General features: G+C 56.6%; 12 protein-coding genes and 2 pseudogenes. 11 read left to right on the top strand and 3 right to left on the bottom strand.

What is annotated here, in order from left to right:
* The first annotated feature begins 101 nt into the window (after window positions 1-101).
* On the top strand, window positions 102-704 hold the full coding sequence (locus ACA063_RS10355; RefSeq protein ID WP_497665756.1) for a helix-turn-helix domain-containing protein: 603 nt from the start codon (window positions 102-104) through the stop codon (window positions 702-704).
* A 51-nt stretch (window positions 705-755) separates the two neighbouring features.
* Here ACA063_RS10355 and ACA063_RS10350 read toward each other — a convergent pair.
* Window positions 756-1,289 (bottom strand): annotated as a pseudogene (locus ACA063_RS10350) (IS66 family transposase zinc-finger binding domain-containing protein); the annotation flags it as partial.
* Between the two features lie 545 nt (window positions 1,290-1,834).
* On the opposite strand from ACA063_RS10350, the gene ACA063_RS10345 reads away from it, so the two are divergent.
* Entirely contained in the window at window positions 1,835-3,217 is a 1,383-nt protein-coding gene (locus tag ACA063_RS10345; RefSeq protein WP_497666501.1) for a tyrosine-type recombinase/integrase, read from the top strand.
* A gap of 256 nt (window positions 3,218-3,473) precedes the next feature.
* On the opposite strand, the gene ACA063_RS10340 is transcribed toward ACA063_RS10345, so the two are convergent.
* Window positions 3,474-4,175 carry a GntR family transcriptional regulator gene (locus ACA063_RS10340; protein WP_497440967.1) on the bottom strand — a complete coding sequence of 234 codons (702 nt, stop codon included), beginning with the start codon at window positions 4,173-4,175 and terminating at the stop codon, window positions 3,474-3,476.
* A 179-nt stretch (window positions 4,176-4,354) separates the two neighbouring features.
* Between ACA063_RS10340 and ACA063_RS10335 the strand changes: the two genes are divergently transcribed.
* The 8 genes and pseudogenes from ACA063_RS10335 to ACA063_RS10300 all read left to right on the top strand — a co-directional run bounded on the left by ACA063_RS10335 (window position 4,355) and on the right by ACA063_RS10300 (window position 13,381).
* A complete protein-coding gene (locus ACA063_RS10335; RefSeq protein ID WP_497665755.1) occupies window positions 4,355-5,188 on the top strand; it encodes a fumarylacetoacetate hydrolase family protein in 834 nt (277 codons plus the stop codon).
* An 82-nt stretch (window positions 5,189-5,270) separates the two neighbouring features.
* Window positions 5,271-6,191: a VOC family protein gene (locus tag ACA063_RS10330; RefSeq protein WP_497665754.1), complete on the top strand. Its 921-nt coding sequence runs from the start codon at window positions 5,271-5,273 to the stop codon at window positions 6,189-6,191.
* A gap of 119 nt (window positions 6,192-6,310) precedes the next feature.
* A complete protein-coding gene (gene mhpA / locus ACA063_RS10325; RefSeq protein ID WP_497665753.1) occupies window positions 6,311-7,927 on the top strand; it encodes a bifunctional 3-(3-hydroxy-phenyl)propionate/3-hydroxycinnamic acid hydroxylase MhpA in 1,617 nt (538 codons plus the stop codon).
* 67 nt (window positions 7,928-7,994) lie between these two features.
* A complete protein-coding gene (locus tag ACA063_RS10320; RefSeq protein ID WP_497665752.1) occupies window positions 7,995-9,356 on the top strand; it encodes an outer membrane beta-barrel protein in 1,362 nt (453 codons plus the stop codon).
* A gap of 60 nt (window positions 9,357-9,416) precedes the next feature.
* Window positions 9,417-10,673: an MFS transporter gene (locus ACA063_RS10315; protein ID WP_497665751.1), complete on the top strand. Its 1,257-nt coding sequence runs from the start codon at window positions 9,417-9,419 to the stop codon at window positions 10,671-10,673.
* A gap of 232 nt (window positions 10,674-10,905) precedes the next feature.
* Window positions 10,906-11,715: pseudogene (locus ACA063_RS10310) on the top strand (MCP four helix bundle domain-containing protein); the annotation flags it as partial.
* A complete protein-coding gene (locus ACA063_RS10305) occupies window positions 11,707-12,570 on the top strand; it encodes a methyl-accepting chemotaxis protein (protein ID WP_497666500.1) in 864 nt (287 codons plus the stop codon). The pseudogene ACA063_RS10310 and the gene ACA063_RS10305, both read left to right, overlap by 9 nt.
* 37 nt (window positions 12,571-12,607) lie before the next feature.
* Window positions 12,608-13,381, top strand: coding sequence for an ABC transporter ATP-binding protein (locus ACA063_RS10300; protein ID WP_497665750.1), 774 nt, complete (start codon window positions 12,608-12,610; stop codon window positions 13,379-13,381).
* A 14-nt stretch (window positions 13,382-13,395) separates the two neighbouring features.
* On the opposite strand, the gene ACA063_RS10295 is transcribed toward ACA063_RS10300, so the two are convergent.
* Window positions 13,396-14,304 carry a LysR substrate-binding domain-containing protein gene (locus ACA063_RS10295; protein WP_348124490.1) on the bottom strand — a complete coding sequence of 303 codons (909 nt, stop codon included), beginning with the start codon at window positions 14,302-14,304 and terminating at the stop codon, window positions 13,396-13,398.
* Window positions 14,305-14,417: 113 nt separating this feature from the next.
* Here ACA063_RS10295 and ACA063_RS10290 point away from each other — a divergent pair, with 113 nt between their 5' ends.
* The gene (locus tag ACA063_RS10290) at window positions 14,418-14,993 is read left to right on the top strand and encodes a nuclear transport factor 2 family protein (RefSeq protein WP_497665749.1); all 576 of its coding nucleotides are present in this window, start codon (window positions 14,418-14,420) and stop codon (window positions 14,991-14,993) included.

Raw genomic sequence — 14,993 nt, 5'->3', positions numbered from 1 at the left:
ATATATCGACCTGACTGATCAGACATAACTACAGAGCAGATTGACGACACTAGCGGCAAGCGTCGAGAATCCCTTTCATCTTTTTCTCATGATCATCAACAATGACCATAAATACCGGTATATCGACCGCGCCTGGCGCTGATGCTCAGACTGTGAGCCTGGCAGTTGCGCGCACGCTCAAACAGGCACGAAAGAATCAGAAAATCACGTTGGATGAGCTATCCCGTCGCTCAGGCGTGAGTAAAGGAATGGTCGTCGAAATTGAGAAATGTACGGCTAACCCGAGCATTGGCATCCTTTGCAAAATCGCCGCAGCGCTGGGGCTTTCTGTTGCAGACATCGTCAATGTGACGGACGCCCCTGCTGCCCACATTATCGACAGTCAGGAGATCCCTACTCTCTGGACCGGTGATCTGGGTGGGACAGCCCGGCTTCTTGCAGGAACGACAGGGCCCAACATGATTGAGTTGTGGCGTTGGGAAATGTTCCCAGGTGAATCCTTTTCGTCACAAGCACACCCTCAGGGCACACTTGAATTGTTCCATGTGGAGAAAGGGACACTGAAATGTGTTGTCGGGGAAACCGAATTAGTCATCCCTGCTGGAAGCTCCGCAGTGGCAAAAACGGACGTTCCACACTCCTACGCCAATGCAGGTAGATCCCGGCTGGTCTTCACCATGTCTGTCACTGAAATACACCAGTAAGTGAGCCCTCAAGCTCGTCGGGTCTGGTGAGAATCCTATTGAGCAATGACGGGCCAGCAGGCCCGCCGTCAGTCTGCCCTTGCCGATGACATGCACCGGTACTGACGCCTGGATCAGTGTTTCACACTGTTCACACGCCCTTTTCCCGCGGATATGGCGTTTGACGGTGAAGACGCCGGGCGTCTAGTTGAGCTTTTCGCTGGCATCGTCACCGATGCGCTTAACGGTGCAGCCGCACTGGCAGTGGCTGTTGTCCAGTTCGTGATGGATCAGCGTACGAGGAAACTGCGGTGGCAGCGCCGCGCGCTTGGGCTGCTGGCGAACTTTGGCTTCGACTGCTGCCGGTTGCAGCGCCTCAAGTTCAGCTTCAATAGCGGCGATATCGGTGTCGATCAAGTCGTCGAGCAAGCTGGCCTGATCCGGGCTCAATTACTTGCTGCGCTTGGCAAATTTGAAGCGATTGAGCAGCGTGATCTCGTGGGCCAGTTTCTCTTTGACCGATTTGTGATGGTTGATCTGCTTGTCCATCGTCTCGACGCGCTGCATCAACTGCGCCGTCAGGGGGCGCAGTTCTTCAGGGTTCAGATTGTCGAGATTTGCAGCGAAGTCTTGCCGCCGATTTTGCCAGAGAGAGCTAGGGCGACAACAGACTGATGGGCCAATTGCGCGGGCTAGAGGTTATCACTGGCTTAGAGCACCGAGATGACGCCACCGGCGCCGACGCGTTGCCAAGGCAAACCAAGTACCACAGCCTGAAGCTCCTTGGCATCCAATTCGACTTCAGCGCCGTGCCTTACAGAATCTTGCGCCCATCTCCTCCAAATGAGGTGAGGATTCCACCGAGAGCTAGTCGTTTTGTGGGGGTAAAAACCCCTAAAAATAAAAAGGGGTCGCAAGATAAAATCTCGCAACCCCTTGAATTATATGGTCAGGACGGAGTGATTCGAACACTCGACCCCTAGCACCCCATCTCCTTTTTCATACTTCTTGAAAGCTTCCAAAATTTTACTCTGGATTTTTCTAAGCGAGTATTTACTTGAGCTCCAGCGATGTTCTGCTCTACGAAAGTCCAGTAACGTCCATAAAGAGCCGACGTTTTTGTGGGGGTAAAAGTAGGGGGAACCCATTTTATGGCCAAAATCACCATCAAAGAACTCGAGTCGCTGACCGCCAACGATGCCGGCCGAATCCTTCGGGAGGATGGCAATCTCGCCGGTCGAATTTCCGTGCGTAAGGACGGCGTGTCGGTCAGCTTTTTCTATCGCTATCGCTGGGGCGACCAGAACAAAGAGTACGCCTGCGGGTCCTGGCCGCGCAAATCTCTGACGGACATTCGCAAGGCTCGAAATCAGGCTCGCGCGCTTATTGATGAGCAAATCAATCCCAACGAGCACAAGAAAACCGCCAAGGCACAGGCATACGCCGCTGCTAACGTAGAGGCTGAACAAGTAAAAACGACGAAGGTGAAAACACTGACCGTCCAGGATCTGGCCAAGGCCTGGCTGTTGGATGGCGTGGCGCGCAAAGACGGCAATGCCGAGTTGCAACGACGCTTTAACAAGGACCTTTTACCCGCACTTGGCAAGACAGCGGTGAACAATGTTTCAGAACACGATGTTCGGGCGCTGATCCGGGCCGTGGTCAACCGCGGCGCTTACCGGCAAGCCATCAGCTTCTTCGCCGACCTCACCCAGATGTTTAGCTGGGCTAGAAAGCGCCAACCTTGGCGGGCCTTATTGATCGAGGGTGATCCGACGGAACTGGTCGACATCTCCCCTCTCATCCCAGCCGACTACGAGGCCGAAAGAAGCCGCATCCTTTCACCGGCTGAGCTGTTGGAACTGCATAACCGCTTCCAGCAAATGACCGCCGATTACAACGCCCTCCCCGCCGGGCAAAAATACGACGGCATACGGCCGCTAAAGAAAGAAACCCAACTCGCACTCTGGATCAGCCTGGGCACGCTGTGCCGGATTGGCGAGTTGCTCCAGGCCGAATGGAAAAATGTCGATCTGGACCAGCAGACCTGGTTCCTCCCCAGCGAAAACGTCAAAGGCACACGCGGCAAGAAACAGGACCACCATGTCTTCCTCTCCCCCTTCGCCCTGCATTTCTTTCAGGAACTCAAGAGCCTGACGGGACATTCCCAGTGGTGCTTCCCCAACAAGCAGGATGATGGGCATGTGGACGTGAAAGTGGTGAGCAAGCAGGTCGGTGACCGTCAGGCCCGGTTCAAAAACCGCAAGGCTCTCTCCAGACGGCGTCATGATGACACGCTGGTGCTTGCCGACGGCCAGAACGGCGACTGGACACCGCATGACCTACGGCGCACGGGCGCGACCATGATGCAGGCGTTGGGGGTCAGCCTGGACGTGATAGATCGCTGCCAAAACCATGTGCTGGCGGGTTCTCGGGTGAGACGCCACTACCTGCATCACGACTATGCCGAAGAGAAGAAACGCGCCTGGAACCTGCTGGGCGATCGGCTCAGCGCCGTGCTGTCCTCAACCTAAGAGCACCCAACGACCGAGTCGATGATGTTTTTCCAGCCCACCCCCCTCTGGATCACTGCCGACCCCATAGGTCAGATTTAAAGTTTTGTAGACATCGCTGAGCGCTTGCGTGAGGTCGATTTCGGCCTGTCGTGCCCGGCAGAAATCAGCCAACAGCGGTCACTCACAAATGATAAATGTCGGTCATTTAGTTTTATCTACGTAACCTGTGGCACACCAGGCTTCGCAACAAAACTTGATCGAGAGAACGGCACCGCTATCCCAGTAGTGCGTGTTCGAGCACCGAGTCGGTCGTGGTCTGATAGTGACTGGACAGCAATTCGCAAGCCTTGTCGATATCTTTGGCCAGCGCAGCATCCATCAACTGACGGTGTTCGTTGGGCACATCACGTGCGCTGCTGTCGGCATAGTGCATCGACAGAAAACGATAGCGCGCTGTCTGGTCTCGCAGTGACGAGCACAGCCGCAGTAATGTCGGTGAATTGCAGCTGGAGATCAGCGCCTGGTGGAATACTTCGTGAGCTTTTTCCCACTCGGGTTTTAGCAGTCGCTCCGGGCCTTCGACGATGGTCAGGCGATCCAGTCGGTGGTGAGCGGCAAGAACACGACTCTCCCACTCCACATCACCCTGACGAATCGAATCGGCAAGCGCCTTGCATTCAATGTGCAATCGCGCGGCGGTGATGTCGGCGATTTCTGCTGCAGAGATACGGCCGACACTGAAACCTTTCTGATCGGCGGCAGATACAAAGCCACTGCTGGCCAGGCGCGACAAGGCTTCACGCAGCGGAATCACACCGACATCGTAGGCTTCGGACAATTCCTTGAGACGCAGGCGAATGCCCGGAGCCAATTGGCCATTGATGATGTCCTGGCGAATCCGTTCTTCCAGTTGCGAAGCCATGGTGCGCTTTTCGGTGGGTTCGGCCGATTGCCAGTTGATCAAAGGGGAATTCAAGGTCGACTCCATTTTTCGCTTGTCTGCACGAATCATACACAGGATGAATAATTTCTCACATTATCTGAAATATATATTTTCTTGTTGACGGTATATTTTTTTAGCTCTAGCTTTGTCAACACGCAGTCGGTACTGCCCTTCACCACCGGCGCCCATCAAATCAACAAGAGAAACCTGTCATGCGCTACGTCCGCTTCCTCAATCAAGGTCAACCTGTTCTGGGTGTCGTCACCGCCGACGGCGTACGAGTACTGGGAACCGAAACGCTGGAGTCGTTGTTGGCGCGAGGTGTCGATCTGACCACTCATGCCCAAGGGGCCAATGGCGCTATCGTTGAAATCGCTGAAGACGCTTACCTGCCATTGATGGAGCGTCCGACCAAAATCGTTTGCGTCGGCCTGAACTACGCCGATCACACCAAAGAGTCTCCTTACGCTCAACCAACCTACCCCACCCTGTTTCCTCGCTGGAACTCCAGCCTGACAGCCCATAACAAACCGCTGATTCGTCCGCGCATCTCCGACACCCTCGACTACGAAGGTGAAATGGCTGTGGTTCTGAAAAGCGGCGGCCGTCACATCCGCAAGGAAGACGCACTCGAACACGTCGCCGGTTATGCGCTGTTCAACGAAGGCTCGGTACGCGATTACCAGTTCATCTCGCCGCAGTGGACCGTCGGTAAAAACTTCGATGACACCGGCGCATTCGGGCCGATTTTGGTGACCGCAGATGAGTTGCCTGCGGGTGGCAAAGGCTTGCTGCTTGAGACACGCGTCAACGGCAAGGTTGTACAATCGGCCAACACCAACGACATGCTATTCGACGTCGCCACCATCATCTCTACGCTAAGTGAAGCGGTCACTCTCGAAGCTGGCGACGTGATTGTCAGTGGCACCCCGGCTGGCGTTGGTTTTGGCATGAATCCCAAGGTTTATCTGAAAGCGGGCGATGTGGTCGAAATATTGATCGAGGGCATTGGCAAACTGGTCAACCCGGTTGTCGACGAAGTCTGATAACAGACACAGCTTCAAACTTGGCGCGGGGCCGACCTCGCCCCTGCGCCCCACTACAAGAATAATTAAAATGGAGGCAATCATGAGCGTGTCCCATGGTGTGCATTCAATCGATCATTACGCGCTGAACGTCCCGTCTCTGGACGAAGCCTGCCAGTTCTTCGAAAGCTTCGGCCTCGACGTTCTCCGTGAACAGAACCAGCTTCTCTTACGAGCAACTGACGGCCATGTCTGGGCAAAAATTTTCCCTGCGGCCTCCAAGTCCCTCGCCTATCTGAGTTTCAACTGCTACGAGCAGGATTACGCTGCGTTACGCCAGCAGATCGAAACCGCTGGCGGGCTGTTCGAAGATCGTCCCGAAGCAGGAATGTGGTTTCGCGACCCGGACGGCAACCTGTTGCAGGTGAAGGTCGGCGAAAAAACCATGCCCGATCAAAAGTCCGACCACCACAACAGCATCACCCCGTCCAACAGCCGCGGCGCGACGACCCGCGACGCCATGGCGCAGGTCCGCCCTCGCCGCTTGTCCCATGTCCTGTTGTTTACCCCCGATGTGCTTGGCGCGCTGCACTTTTACCAACAGGCCCTGGGCTTGAAGCTCTCCGACAAGTCGATGGACATTATCGCCTTCAGTCATGCCGCGCACGGTTGCGACCATCATCTGGTGGCGTTCGCCAAGAGTAGCGCCAAGGGTTGGCACCACGCTGCGTGGGAAGTCGACAGCATTGATGAAGTCGGCGCGGGCGCTTCGCAAATGGCAGCGGCGGGACACGTGAAAGGCTGGGGCACGGGTCGTCATTGCCTGGGTTCTAACTACTTTCATTACGTGCAGGATCCGTGGGGTTCGTTCTGCGAGTACTCGGCAGACATGGACTACATCTCCGAAGGTAGCGAATGGCCTGCTGGCGATTACCCCCCGGAAAACTCACTGTACCTCTGGGGCCCGGACGTGCCGGACAACTTCATTTTCAACACTGAAGCGGATACCCCGGCACCTGCCTGAGTCGCCTGCCGCTTATTGTTTAAAAAAACTGGAATTCCTGTATTGCGCGAGCCTCCCTGGTTCGCGCAACAGGCCCGGCCATGTCCGGAAATCATTGCGAAGTACACGAGGCACAGATCATGAACCAGCACACTACAGTCGATGTCGCCATTGCCGGTTACGGCCCCGTGGGCCAGACCCTGGCCATTCTATTGGGCCAAATGGGTTATTCAGTCGCCGTCTTCGAACGCTGGCCAGCGCTTTACCCGCTCCCGCGGGCAGTGTTTTACGATCATGAGATTCGCCGCATTTTCCTTTCCATGGGCCTTGGCGAAGAACTGGCGAAAATCTCCCAGCCGTCGGCACGCTATCAGTGGTTCAACGCTGACTGGAAAGTCCTGGTAGAGATCGATTGGTCGGCTGAATCCATCAGTGACGGGCCGTTCGGTTACCTGTTCAATCAGCCATCGCTGGAAGCCGCACTGGACAGCAAAGCCAAGAGCATCGGCAACGTGCAGGTCCATCAGGGCTGGGAAGCAACTGCACTGAAACAAGACACCCAAGGCTGCGATATGGTTCTCAATCGGGTCATTCGCGAAGACGGCAAGTTTTCACTGGGTGAAGAGCAGCAAAGTGTCCGGGCTCGTTATGTGATCGGTGCCGACGGCGCCAACAGCTTCGTGCGCCAGTCGCTGGGCATTGAATGGCAGGACCTGGGCTTTCAGGAAGACTGGCTGGTGGTCGACTTGCAACCCAAGCCTGGGGTGCAACTGGATGTGCCGGACATCGGCCAATGGTGCAACCCCGAACGACCAACCACCATGGTCCCTGGCGGTCCCGGTTACCGCCGATGGGAATTCATGCGCCTGCCCCATGAAACCATCGAAGACTTGCAAGACACCGACAAGGTCTGGTCGCTGCTGTCGCGCTGGGTGACGCCGGACACCGCTGACTTGGTACGCCATGCGGTTTACCAGTTCCGTTCACGCATTGCCTCGAACTGGCACAGCGGTCGAGTAATGCTGGCTGGCGACGCCGCCCACGTAATGCCGCCGTTTATGGGCCAAGGCATGTGCTCGGGGATACGGGATGCTTGGAACCTGTCCTGGCGTCTCGATTTGCTGCTGCGCGGTTTGGCTGACGACACCCTATTGGACAGCTACACACTGGAGCGCAAACCGCAGATCCGCGCCGTGATCGAAGCGTCCATGGCCATGGGTAAAGTCGTTTGTGTATCGGACCCGGTGAAGGCCGCCGAGCGCGATGCAGCCTATATGAGCGGCAACGTCGCACCACTGCCGCCGTTCCCGGGTTTAACCGATGGTTTACTGCAGAAGGATGGCCAATTGCGCGGCATTCTTGGGGTTCACGGCTCGATCGAAATCGGTGGCAAGGTCAGCCGGTATGACGAAGTTATTGGACGCGGTTTCCACCTGCTTGTCCGAGGTGACCAGGATCCTCTGGCATCGCTCACGCCTGAGCAGCAGAGCTTCATCCATGACTACGATCTGAAAGTCGTTCGACTCGCGCAAACGGCTGACAGCAGCAAAGGCATCTATCGCGACGTCTCCGGCAAATACCTGCGCTTCATGGCCGAGGCCGGACTCAAAGCCCTTATCGTGCGCCCCGACTACTACTGCTATGGCGGCGTTGCAGAACTGTCCGCGTTACCCAAATTGCTCAACTCCCTGCGCGAGCAATTGCAACAAAGCAGCCAACCCCACGTTGTTAATGGTGGAAAGGCCCGCCACGCCTGAGACGATTTCCCGGTGGCATGGACGCCCCTCTCTCTAAAACTCTGACAAAAAAAACAAGAGACAGATAATGATCAACATCAAGGTGAAAACGCTTGGTGCGGTTCTGGCCGCCTTCGCAACGCTCAACACACACGCAGCCGAGCCCCCTGAAACGGGTGAAGGCACACTGTTTCGTAGCCTGTTTGGGGACACGCTGGAGAAGGATTACGGGATTCAGGTCTCAGGCCTTTTTGACGCCGCTTACTCTCGCAATAATCGCTCGACACACGATGAGCGTCAGGACGGTTTGAGTAATCTCCCGGTGGTTGGTTTCGCCGACGAGGGGCTGGAATGGGGTAGTTTGCATCTTTTCGTCGACAAGCAACTGAAGGGCACCATGGTGCCACGTATCACACCGTTGCCAGGTCCTGCGCCGAGCGAAGCATCCTTCGGATTTACCTTCGAAATGAACTACGGGCGTAATGCCCAGTTCGCCCGTACCACGGGTTGGGACATGCACTGGGACGTTAATTCTCCCGGTGACGACAACCTCGCCAAGGCCCAGCGCGACAAGCAGAAATTCCTTGCCATCCCCAACATCGCCGCCACCGCCTACCTGCCTTACGGCCCTGGAATAACTGCCATGGCCGGGGTATTCGGCCCGGCCTTGGGCTACGAAATCCCGCCCAACATTCGTGCCGCGCGTAACCCGTTTGCCAGCAAGACTTACGCCTTCGTTAGCGAGCCGGGAACCGTAAGTGGCGTGCTGCTCGGCACTCGACTGTACAACGGCGAATCGTCGCTTCTCGGCGCCGAACTGGGGGTAGTCCAGGGCTGGAACAACCTGCGCGACAACAACGATCAGAAGTCGATGATGGGGGCCCTGCGTTGGCGTACCGCAGACATGCAGACCTGGATCGACTACGAGTTCATCCTCGGCGATGAACAGAACGACAGCTTCAGCGATGTACAGGCTCCAACGTCGCGCCTGGTGTCGCCACAAGGTCAGTTCAAACAACAACACTCGCTCAACGGCTGGCATCGTTTCGACTCAAACTGGTCGATGGGCGCCGAGCTGGTTTATGGCCGTCAGAACGGTGACGGCAAGGCCACAACCGTCGACATCATCAACGGCCCTGGTTTCGATGGAGCCCATTGGTGGGGTGCCAACGCGGTGCTCACCTACCAGCAACGCCCGGACCTCTCCTACTCGGTGCGCGCCGAACATTTTGCCGATCCCGACGGGTTCATCCTGCTGCCGGTTTCTACCGCTCGCGGCAATTTCAATGCCCTTACTGCGGGCCTGCGCTATGACCTGAACAAGTACGTCTCGTTGCGCCCTGAAGTGCGTTACGACGTGTTCGATGGCAATGCCGACGATCACCCGTTTGGCGCGGGTCGCAACAGCACGCAGATGACCGGCCTGGTTGAAGCGCTGTTTTATTTCTAAGCCCTTGGCGGCCGGGCTTGCATACGGCCGCTAACCCTCAACTCCACCCGAGTAACAACCATGAATAACAATAAGCATGCGTGGGATGTGCGTTACGAGTTCAAAGCGGTAGCTCTGCTGGCCTTGGGCTTCGGCCTCGTGGGCCTGGACCGGTTCATCATCCTGCCGCTATTCCCGGTGATGATGAAAGACCTGGGCCTTAACTATCAGGATCTGGGCAACGTGACCGCGATACTGGGCCTGGCCTGGGGCATTTCTTCGATTTTCATGGGGCGGCTGTCCGATCGCATCGGTCGACGCAAAGTGCTGATTCCGGCCGTGCTGATGTTTTCGCTGCTCGCAGGCCTTTCCGGTTTGGCGACCGGCATCGGCGGGTTGATGCTGATCCGCGCGATCATGGGCATCTCCGAAGGCGCTTTCACCCCAACAGCTCTGGCGGCCACGGCAGAGTCATCGCATCCTCGCCGGCGCGGGATGAACATCGGCATTCAGCAGGCGTTTTTCCCGATCCTCGGCTTGGGTCTCGCGCCCATTCTCGCCACACAGCTGTTGCTCGTCGTGCCTTCGTGGCGCTGGGTGTTCGTGATCGTTTCGCTGCCGGGTTTCCTGCTGGCATTGGCGATGTACCGTTACTTGCGGGAAACGCGCGCAGCCACTGCGAAAAAAGCCGAAGCCAGTGCCGCAGTGGACTGCCCGAGCTGGCTGGATGCCCTGCGCTATCGCAACGTACTGCTGAACATCGTCGGCATGTTCTGCATGCTGACCTGCCTGTTCGTGATCAGCGTGATGATGCCTAACTACTTGATGGACTATTTGCACCTGGAAGTACAGCAGATGGGCTTCGTCATGTCGGCCATCGGCCTGGGTGGTTTTCTCGGGCAATTGATCATGCCTGCCGTGTCAGACCGCATCGGCCGTAAACCGGTGGTGCTCATATCGTTCGTCGCCACCGGCGCCTTTCTTTGGTTGCTGATGGGCACTGGTGCCGAGCCGGTCAAGTTGTTCGCGCTACTGTTTCTGACGATTTTCTTCAACTTCAGCATGATCTGCATGACGGTCGGGCCACTCACCAGTGAATCCGTGCCGGCCGCGCTGACATCTACCGCTACCGGGTTGGTGGTGGGCATTGGTGAGATTTTTGGCGGCGGTGTCGCGCCGGCTATCGCGGGTTATATCGCACAGCATCACGGGATCGAAAACACGATGTATCTGGCACTCGGCGCGGTGGTGGTCGGGTTGCTGGTCGCGACCTGTTTACGTGAAACCGCACCCGCCAGAGTGGCCGAGCCTGGGGTCGAAGGCATCGACAGCGTTTAACAAAATTCACTCTCCACCCGGGGAGCGACAGGAGGTCGGAATGGGATTGTTTGTTCGCAACAACAGCTCTCCCGCGCCACGCACACGATGAGCGTGCCAGCGCCAGGCGCCACGATCGCCCGGCGCTGATTTATCCCTTGAGCGTTTCATCGAAGTAAGGCGCCGGCCACATGCCGGCGCCGTCTCATCTGATGTTCGCCAAGACAGCGGCAAAAAAACAAAGCATCCATCAATGCGCACGCTGCGATCCCCTTCTTTGAGGACAAATCCGTTGTTTTTCAGAAAAATGAAGTTGGCACCGCGCTCAATTTTCGGCTTTGGCTTGATTGGCTTGGTCGTCCTGCTGCTTGGCCTGTTCTCATTGAGTATGGTCAAGCAAATGAGCGTGCAGTCCGAAGCCATCAGAGAGGTCTGGGTCCCCGCAATCATCCGGCTTGCAGCGTTGAACACAACGGAGGATCGAGCCGGAATAATGACCTTCAGGATGGTAGTTCTACAGGATCCCGTTGCCTTGGCCGCCAATCAGACTGCGTTGAAGCAAGTACTCGAAAGCGTTCGACAGCAGCAAGATGATTTTGCCGCGCACCTGCACGAAAAGCCGGAGCAGGAAATCTTCGAACGCTACGTGGTCGCCTCGAAAGCGTTCCGGCATGAACAGCTTGAAGTGATCCGCCTGGCAGCCGCGGGTCAACAGCAGGCAGCGACAGAAATACTCAATGGGCCTATCGATAAATTTGCCATGGAGCTGGGTGCAAGCTCGGGTCAACTGCTGGATTTTTATCTGAAGCATTATCACCAGGCCGCTGAAAACGAACAGCAGACAGGTGATCGAGTCGTGACTGGGGTCATTGCGGCAATGGCACTGGCCGCCCTGCTGACGGTACTGTTGGCGACGCTCTACACCAGAAGTATTAACCAGCCTCTGCTCGACGCTCTGAAGGTAGCGGAGAACATTGCGCAAGGTGATTTGACCTCTTCAATCGACGATACGGGGAACGATGAGCCAGCCTTATTGCTTCGAGCATTGAGGGCCATGCAGGGCAATCTTCACGACACCGTCCTGCGTATAACGGACTCTTCCACCCTGCTGGCTTCGTCCTCGCAGCAATTTCATTCAGTGATAGCGATCGCTACGAACGGGCTTCAGGAACAGAACAGGGAAATCGAGCAAGCCGCCACGGCCGTGAATGAAATGACCGCTGCGGTCGATGAAGTCGCGAGAAATGCATCGGCAACGGCACACGCTTCACGAACCACGGATGTGGCGGCACAAACCGGGAAAGCCCGAGTCGTCGAGACGCTTGAGTCGCTCTCACTATTAGCGGAGCGCATTACCATTACCGCAGATCGCGTAGAAGCACTTGCAAGCAGCGTGTCCGGCATTAACCGGGTGCTTGAAGTAATACGGTCTATTGCCGAGCAGACTAACCTTCTCGCGCTGAATGCGGCCATTGAAGCCGCCAGGGCGGGGGAAGCAGGTAGAGGTTTTGCCGTCGTCGCCGAGGAAGTGCGGGCATTAGCTTTTCGCACGCAGCAATCTACGGGTGAGATTGAACAGATGGTCAGCGAGCTAAGCAGCGTGGCGGCGCACACATTGTCGTCCATGCAACTGAGCACGGATCGTGTCCACTCAACCTTAGGCATTGCTCAAGAGGCGGATTCGGCGTTGCAACAGGTAACCATTGCAGTCGAGTCAATCAGTCAAATGAACATCGTCATCGCCACCGCGTCCGAGCAGCAAGCCCAAGTCTCTCGGGAAATTGACCGGAGCTTGATCAGCATTCGTGATCTGTCGGTGCAAACCTCGGCGGGCGCGGTACAGATTCATTCGACCAGCGAAGAACTGTCGCTCCTGGCCACGGGTCTGCGCGGACACATCAACAGGTTTCGCCTCTAGCTCGGGCGTTCAGCATTCTTTGCGCGAGGTTTTATACATGATCGAATTCCACCAAGTCACCGCGTACCAACAACAGACACGGGTGCTCAATCGGTTGTCGTTGAAGATTGAACCGCACGAGCGCGTGGCAATCCTGGGCCCCAACGGCGCGGGTAAAAGCACCCTGCTTAAACTGATAAACCGGGAGCTGTATCCCGTTGCGCAGGAAGGCAGCTACCTGAAGCTTTTTGACAGCGAAACGATTCATCTTTGGCAGTTGCGGGACAGGATCGGTTTTGTTTCGCACGACCTGCAAGAGAACTACACGCCCTATACCACGGCATTAGAGGTTGTCGTTTCCGGTTTTTTCGGTGCCATTGGCAGTCATGAACACCTTCAACCGACGAATATCCAGGTTGATCAGGCGCGGGCAATGATGACCAGACTCGGAATTGCGCAGGAAGAGGCCTGCATGTTTCAGCGCCTTTCCACGGGCCAGAGGCGGCGTCTCCTGCTGGCCCGAGCACTTGTTCATCATCCCGAGGCGTTGATTTTCGATGAGCCCTCCAATGGCCTGGACATGGGCGCCAGCGTGGCCATGCTGACGCTGTTGCGCAGCTTTTGCAGTAAGGACCGGTCATTGATCATCACCACTCACCACGTTGACGAGATCATTCCCGAAATTGACCGCGTGGTGCTGATCAACCGAGGACAAATTATTGCTGACGGCCCAAAAGCCGACATTCTGACGAGTGAAAACTTGTCAGAGCTGTATCAGACCCCGCTACACATCAGCGAGAAAAATGGCTGGTACCGCTGCTGGCACGACTAAGAGAAGCTTGCCAGTCAGGACTGTCTTGGAGTCGCAGCGGCCATTCCTCCCTGGCGTGCCACCTTCAGGAACGCATGCACCGTACCCGCCGTTTCATTCACACGGCTGATGAGCAACAGGTCGGCTTGGGGTTCGACGTCATCGAAGGTTCGATAGATCAGGCCGGGAATCATCACTTGTGTCAACGGCTCGGGCACCAGCGCTACGCCCATTCCAGCGGCCACCAATGCCAGCACACTCAAGGTGCTGGTGGTGCGCTGAACCTTGGGCTCACGCCCCAGTGCTTTGCGAAGCGCGGCAAGCATGTGTTCATCCGCACCGTGGGCGGCATAGACGATCAACGACTCGGCACCCAGCATCGGCACGCGCAAGGGCTGTTGATTGGCCAACGGATGGTCCTCGGGCATTGCAACGACCAAGGGCCACGTGCCAATTCGCTCAAACAGGAGTGCGGTGTCCAGAGCCTGTCCGCCATGACTGGGGGCATACCCCAAATCCAGCTGGCCGTTCTGAATAGCTTCGACCTGCAGGTGCGGCGCCAACTCGCGCAGGACGACCTCCGCGTCCGGGAACGCCTTACGAAAGGCGCGAACGTCGGCCATTAACCTGCCACTGAACACGGCGTTGCCGGCGAAGCCAATCCGTACGGTGCCCATTTCGCCGCGCAGAGACCGCTGCACCACTTGTTGGGCGTGCGCCGCCTGATCGAGGGTGCGTTGTGCTTCGGCACGCAGCAGGGCACCCGCCTCCGTGAGCTCTACGCGACGGCTGGTACGCAAGAACAGAGGCCCGCCGAGTTCTTCCTCCAGGGAACGGATTTGCATGCTCAGGGCGGACTGAACGATGTGCAGACGCTGGGCGGCCCGACCAAAATGGCCTTCCTCGGCAACAGCCAGAAAATAACGTAAATGCCGCAGATCCATTGCCGTAAGCCTCATCAGATTTAATGATTGATCGTTCATATCAATCTATTTGAAGTTATCTGTCCAGAGGACGATGCTGAATCCGACACTCCGTTACCTGCCAAGGACACCTCATGCAGACTTACCTCGAAGACCGGTTTCAAATCACTGACCTGATCACCGGCTGGATTCATCGTGACTTGGGCCAATGGGATGAGTTGGCCAACCTCGCTCATCCTGACGGGACCATTGAAATCACCTGGTTTGAAGGGCCGTTCGCCGAGTTTGTCAAAGGCTCCAAGCGCATGGGCAACTCCGACCTGCGCACCAAACACTTGATCGGCACCCCGGTGGTGACCTTCAACGGCAATAAAGCCATTGTCGAAACCAACGCGGTAATCGTGGCCGAAAACGTCAAGCTGGGTCTGGGGTGCAGCGTACACAACCGTTTCTATGACTTGGCCGAAAAACGCGAAGGCCTGTGGAAGCTGGTCAAACGCCAAAGCATCTATGACATGGGTAGCTTCACTTTCCCACAAGGCCTGGTCGAGATTGATCGTGACCTCGTAGCGCGTTATCCGCGTGAATACGCGCCACTGGCCTATCTGTTGGATAAGAGCGGTTTTCCACTCAATCGTCTGTTTGCCACTCGCGGCAGTGAGCTTGAACAAGGCATGCGGGCCGAAGCTCGCGCATGGCTCGCTGACTGA

The organism is Pseudomonas sp. LBUM1643 (genome assembly GCF_059716215.1).
Note: the sequence above shows the minus strand (reverse complement) of the source record. Positions and strands in the feature narration are given on the sequence as shown.

Coding starts and splice junctions, on each gene's coding strand:
- ACA063_RS10345 (WP_497666501.1), top strand. CDS start 1,835: ATGGCCAAAATCACCATCAAAGAACTCGAGTCGCTGACCGCCAACGAT.
- ACA063_RS10355 (WP_497665756.1), top strand. CDS start 102: ATGACCATAAATACCGGTATATCGACCGCGCCTGGCGCTGATGCTCAG.
- ACA063_RS10290 (WP_497665749.1), top strand. CDS start 14,418: ATGCAGACTTACCTCGAAGACCGGTTTCAAATCACTGACCTGATCACC.
- ACA063_RS10300 (WP_497665750.1), top strand. CDS start 12,608: ATGATCGAATTCCACCAAGTCACCGCGTACCAACAACAGACACGGGTG.
- ACA063_RS10295 (WP_348124490.1), bottom strand. CDS start 14,304: ATGGATCTGCGGCATTTACGTTATTTTCTGGCTGTTGCCGAGGAAGGC.
- mhpA (WP_497665753.1), top strand. CDS start 6,311: ATGAACCAGCACACTACAGTCGATGTCGCCATTGCCGGTTACGGCCCC.
- ACA063_RS10315 (WP_497665751.1), top strand. CDS start 9,417: ATGAATAACAATAAGCATGCGTGGGATGTGCGTTACGAGTTCAAAGCG.
- ACA063_RS10330 (WP_497665754.1), top strand. CDS start 5,271: ATGAGCGTGTCCCATGGTGTGCATTCAATCGATCATTACGCGCTGAAC.
- ACA063_RS10335 (WP_497665755.1), top strand. CDS start 4,355: ATGCGCTACGTCCGCTTCCTCAATCAAGGTCAACCTGTTCTGGGTGTC.
- ACA063_RS10305 (WP_497666500.1), top strand. CDS start 11,707: ATGCAGGGCAATCTTCACGACACCGTCCTGCGTATAACGGACTCTTCC.
- ACA063_RS10320 (WP_497665752.1), top strand. CDS start 7,995: ATGATCAACATCAAGGTGAAAACGCTTGGTGCGGTTCTGGCCGCCTTC.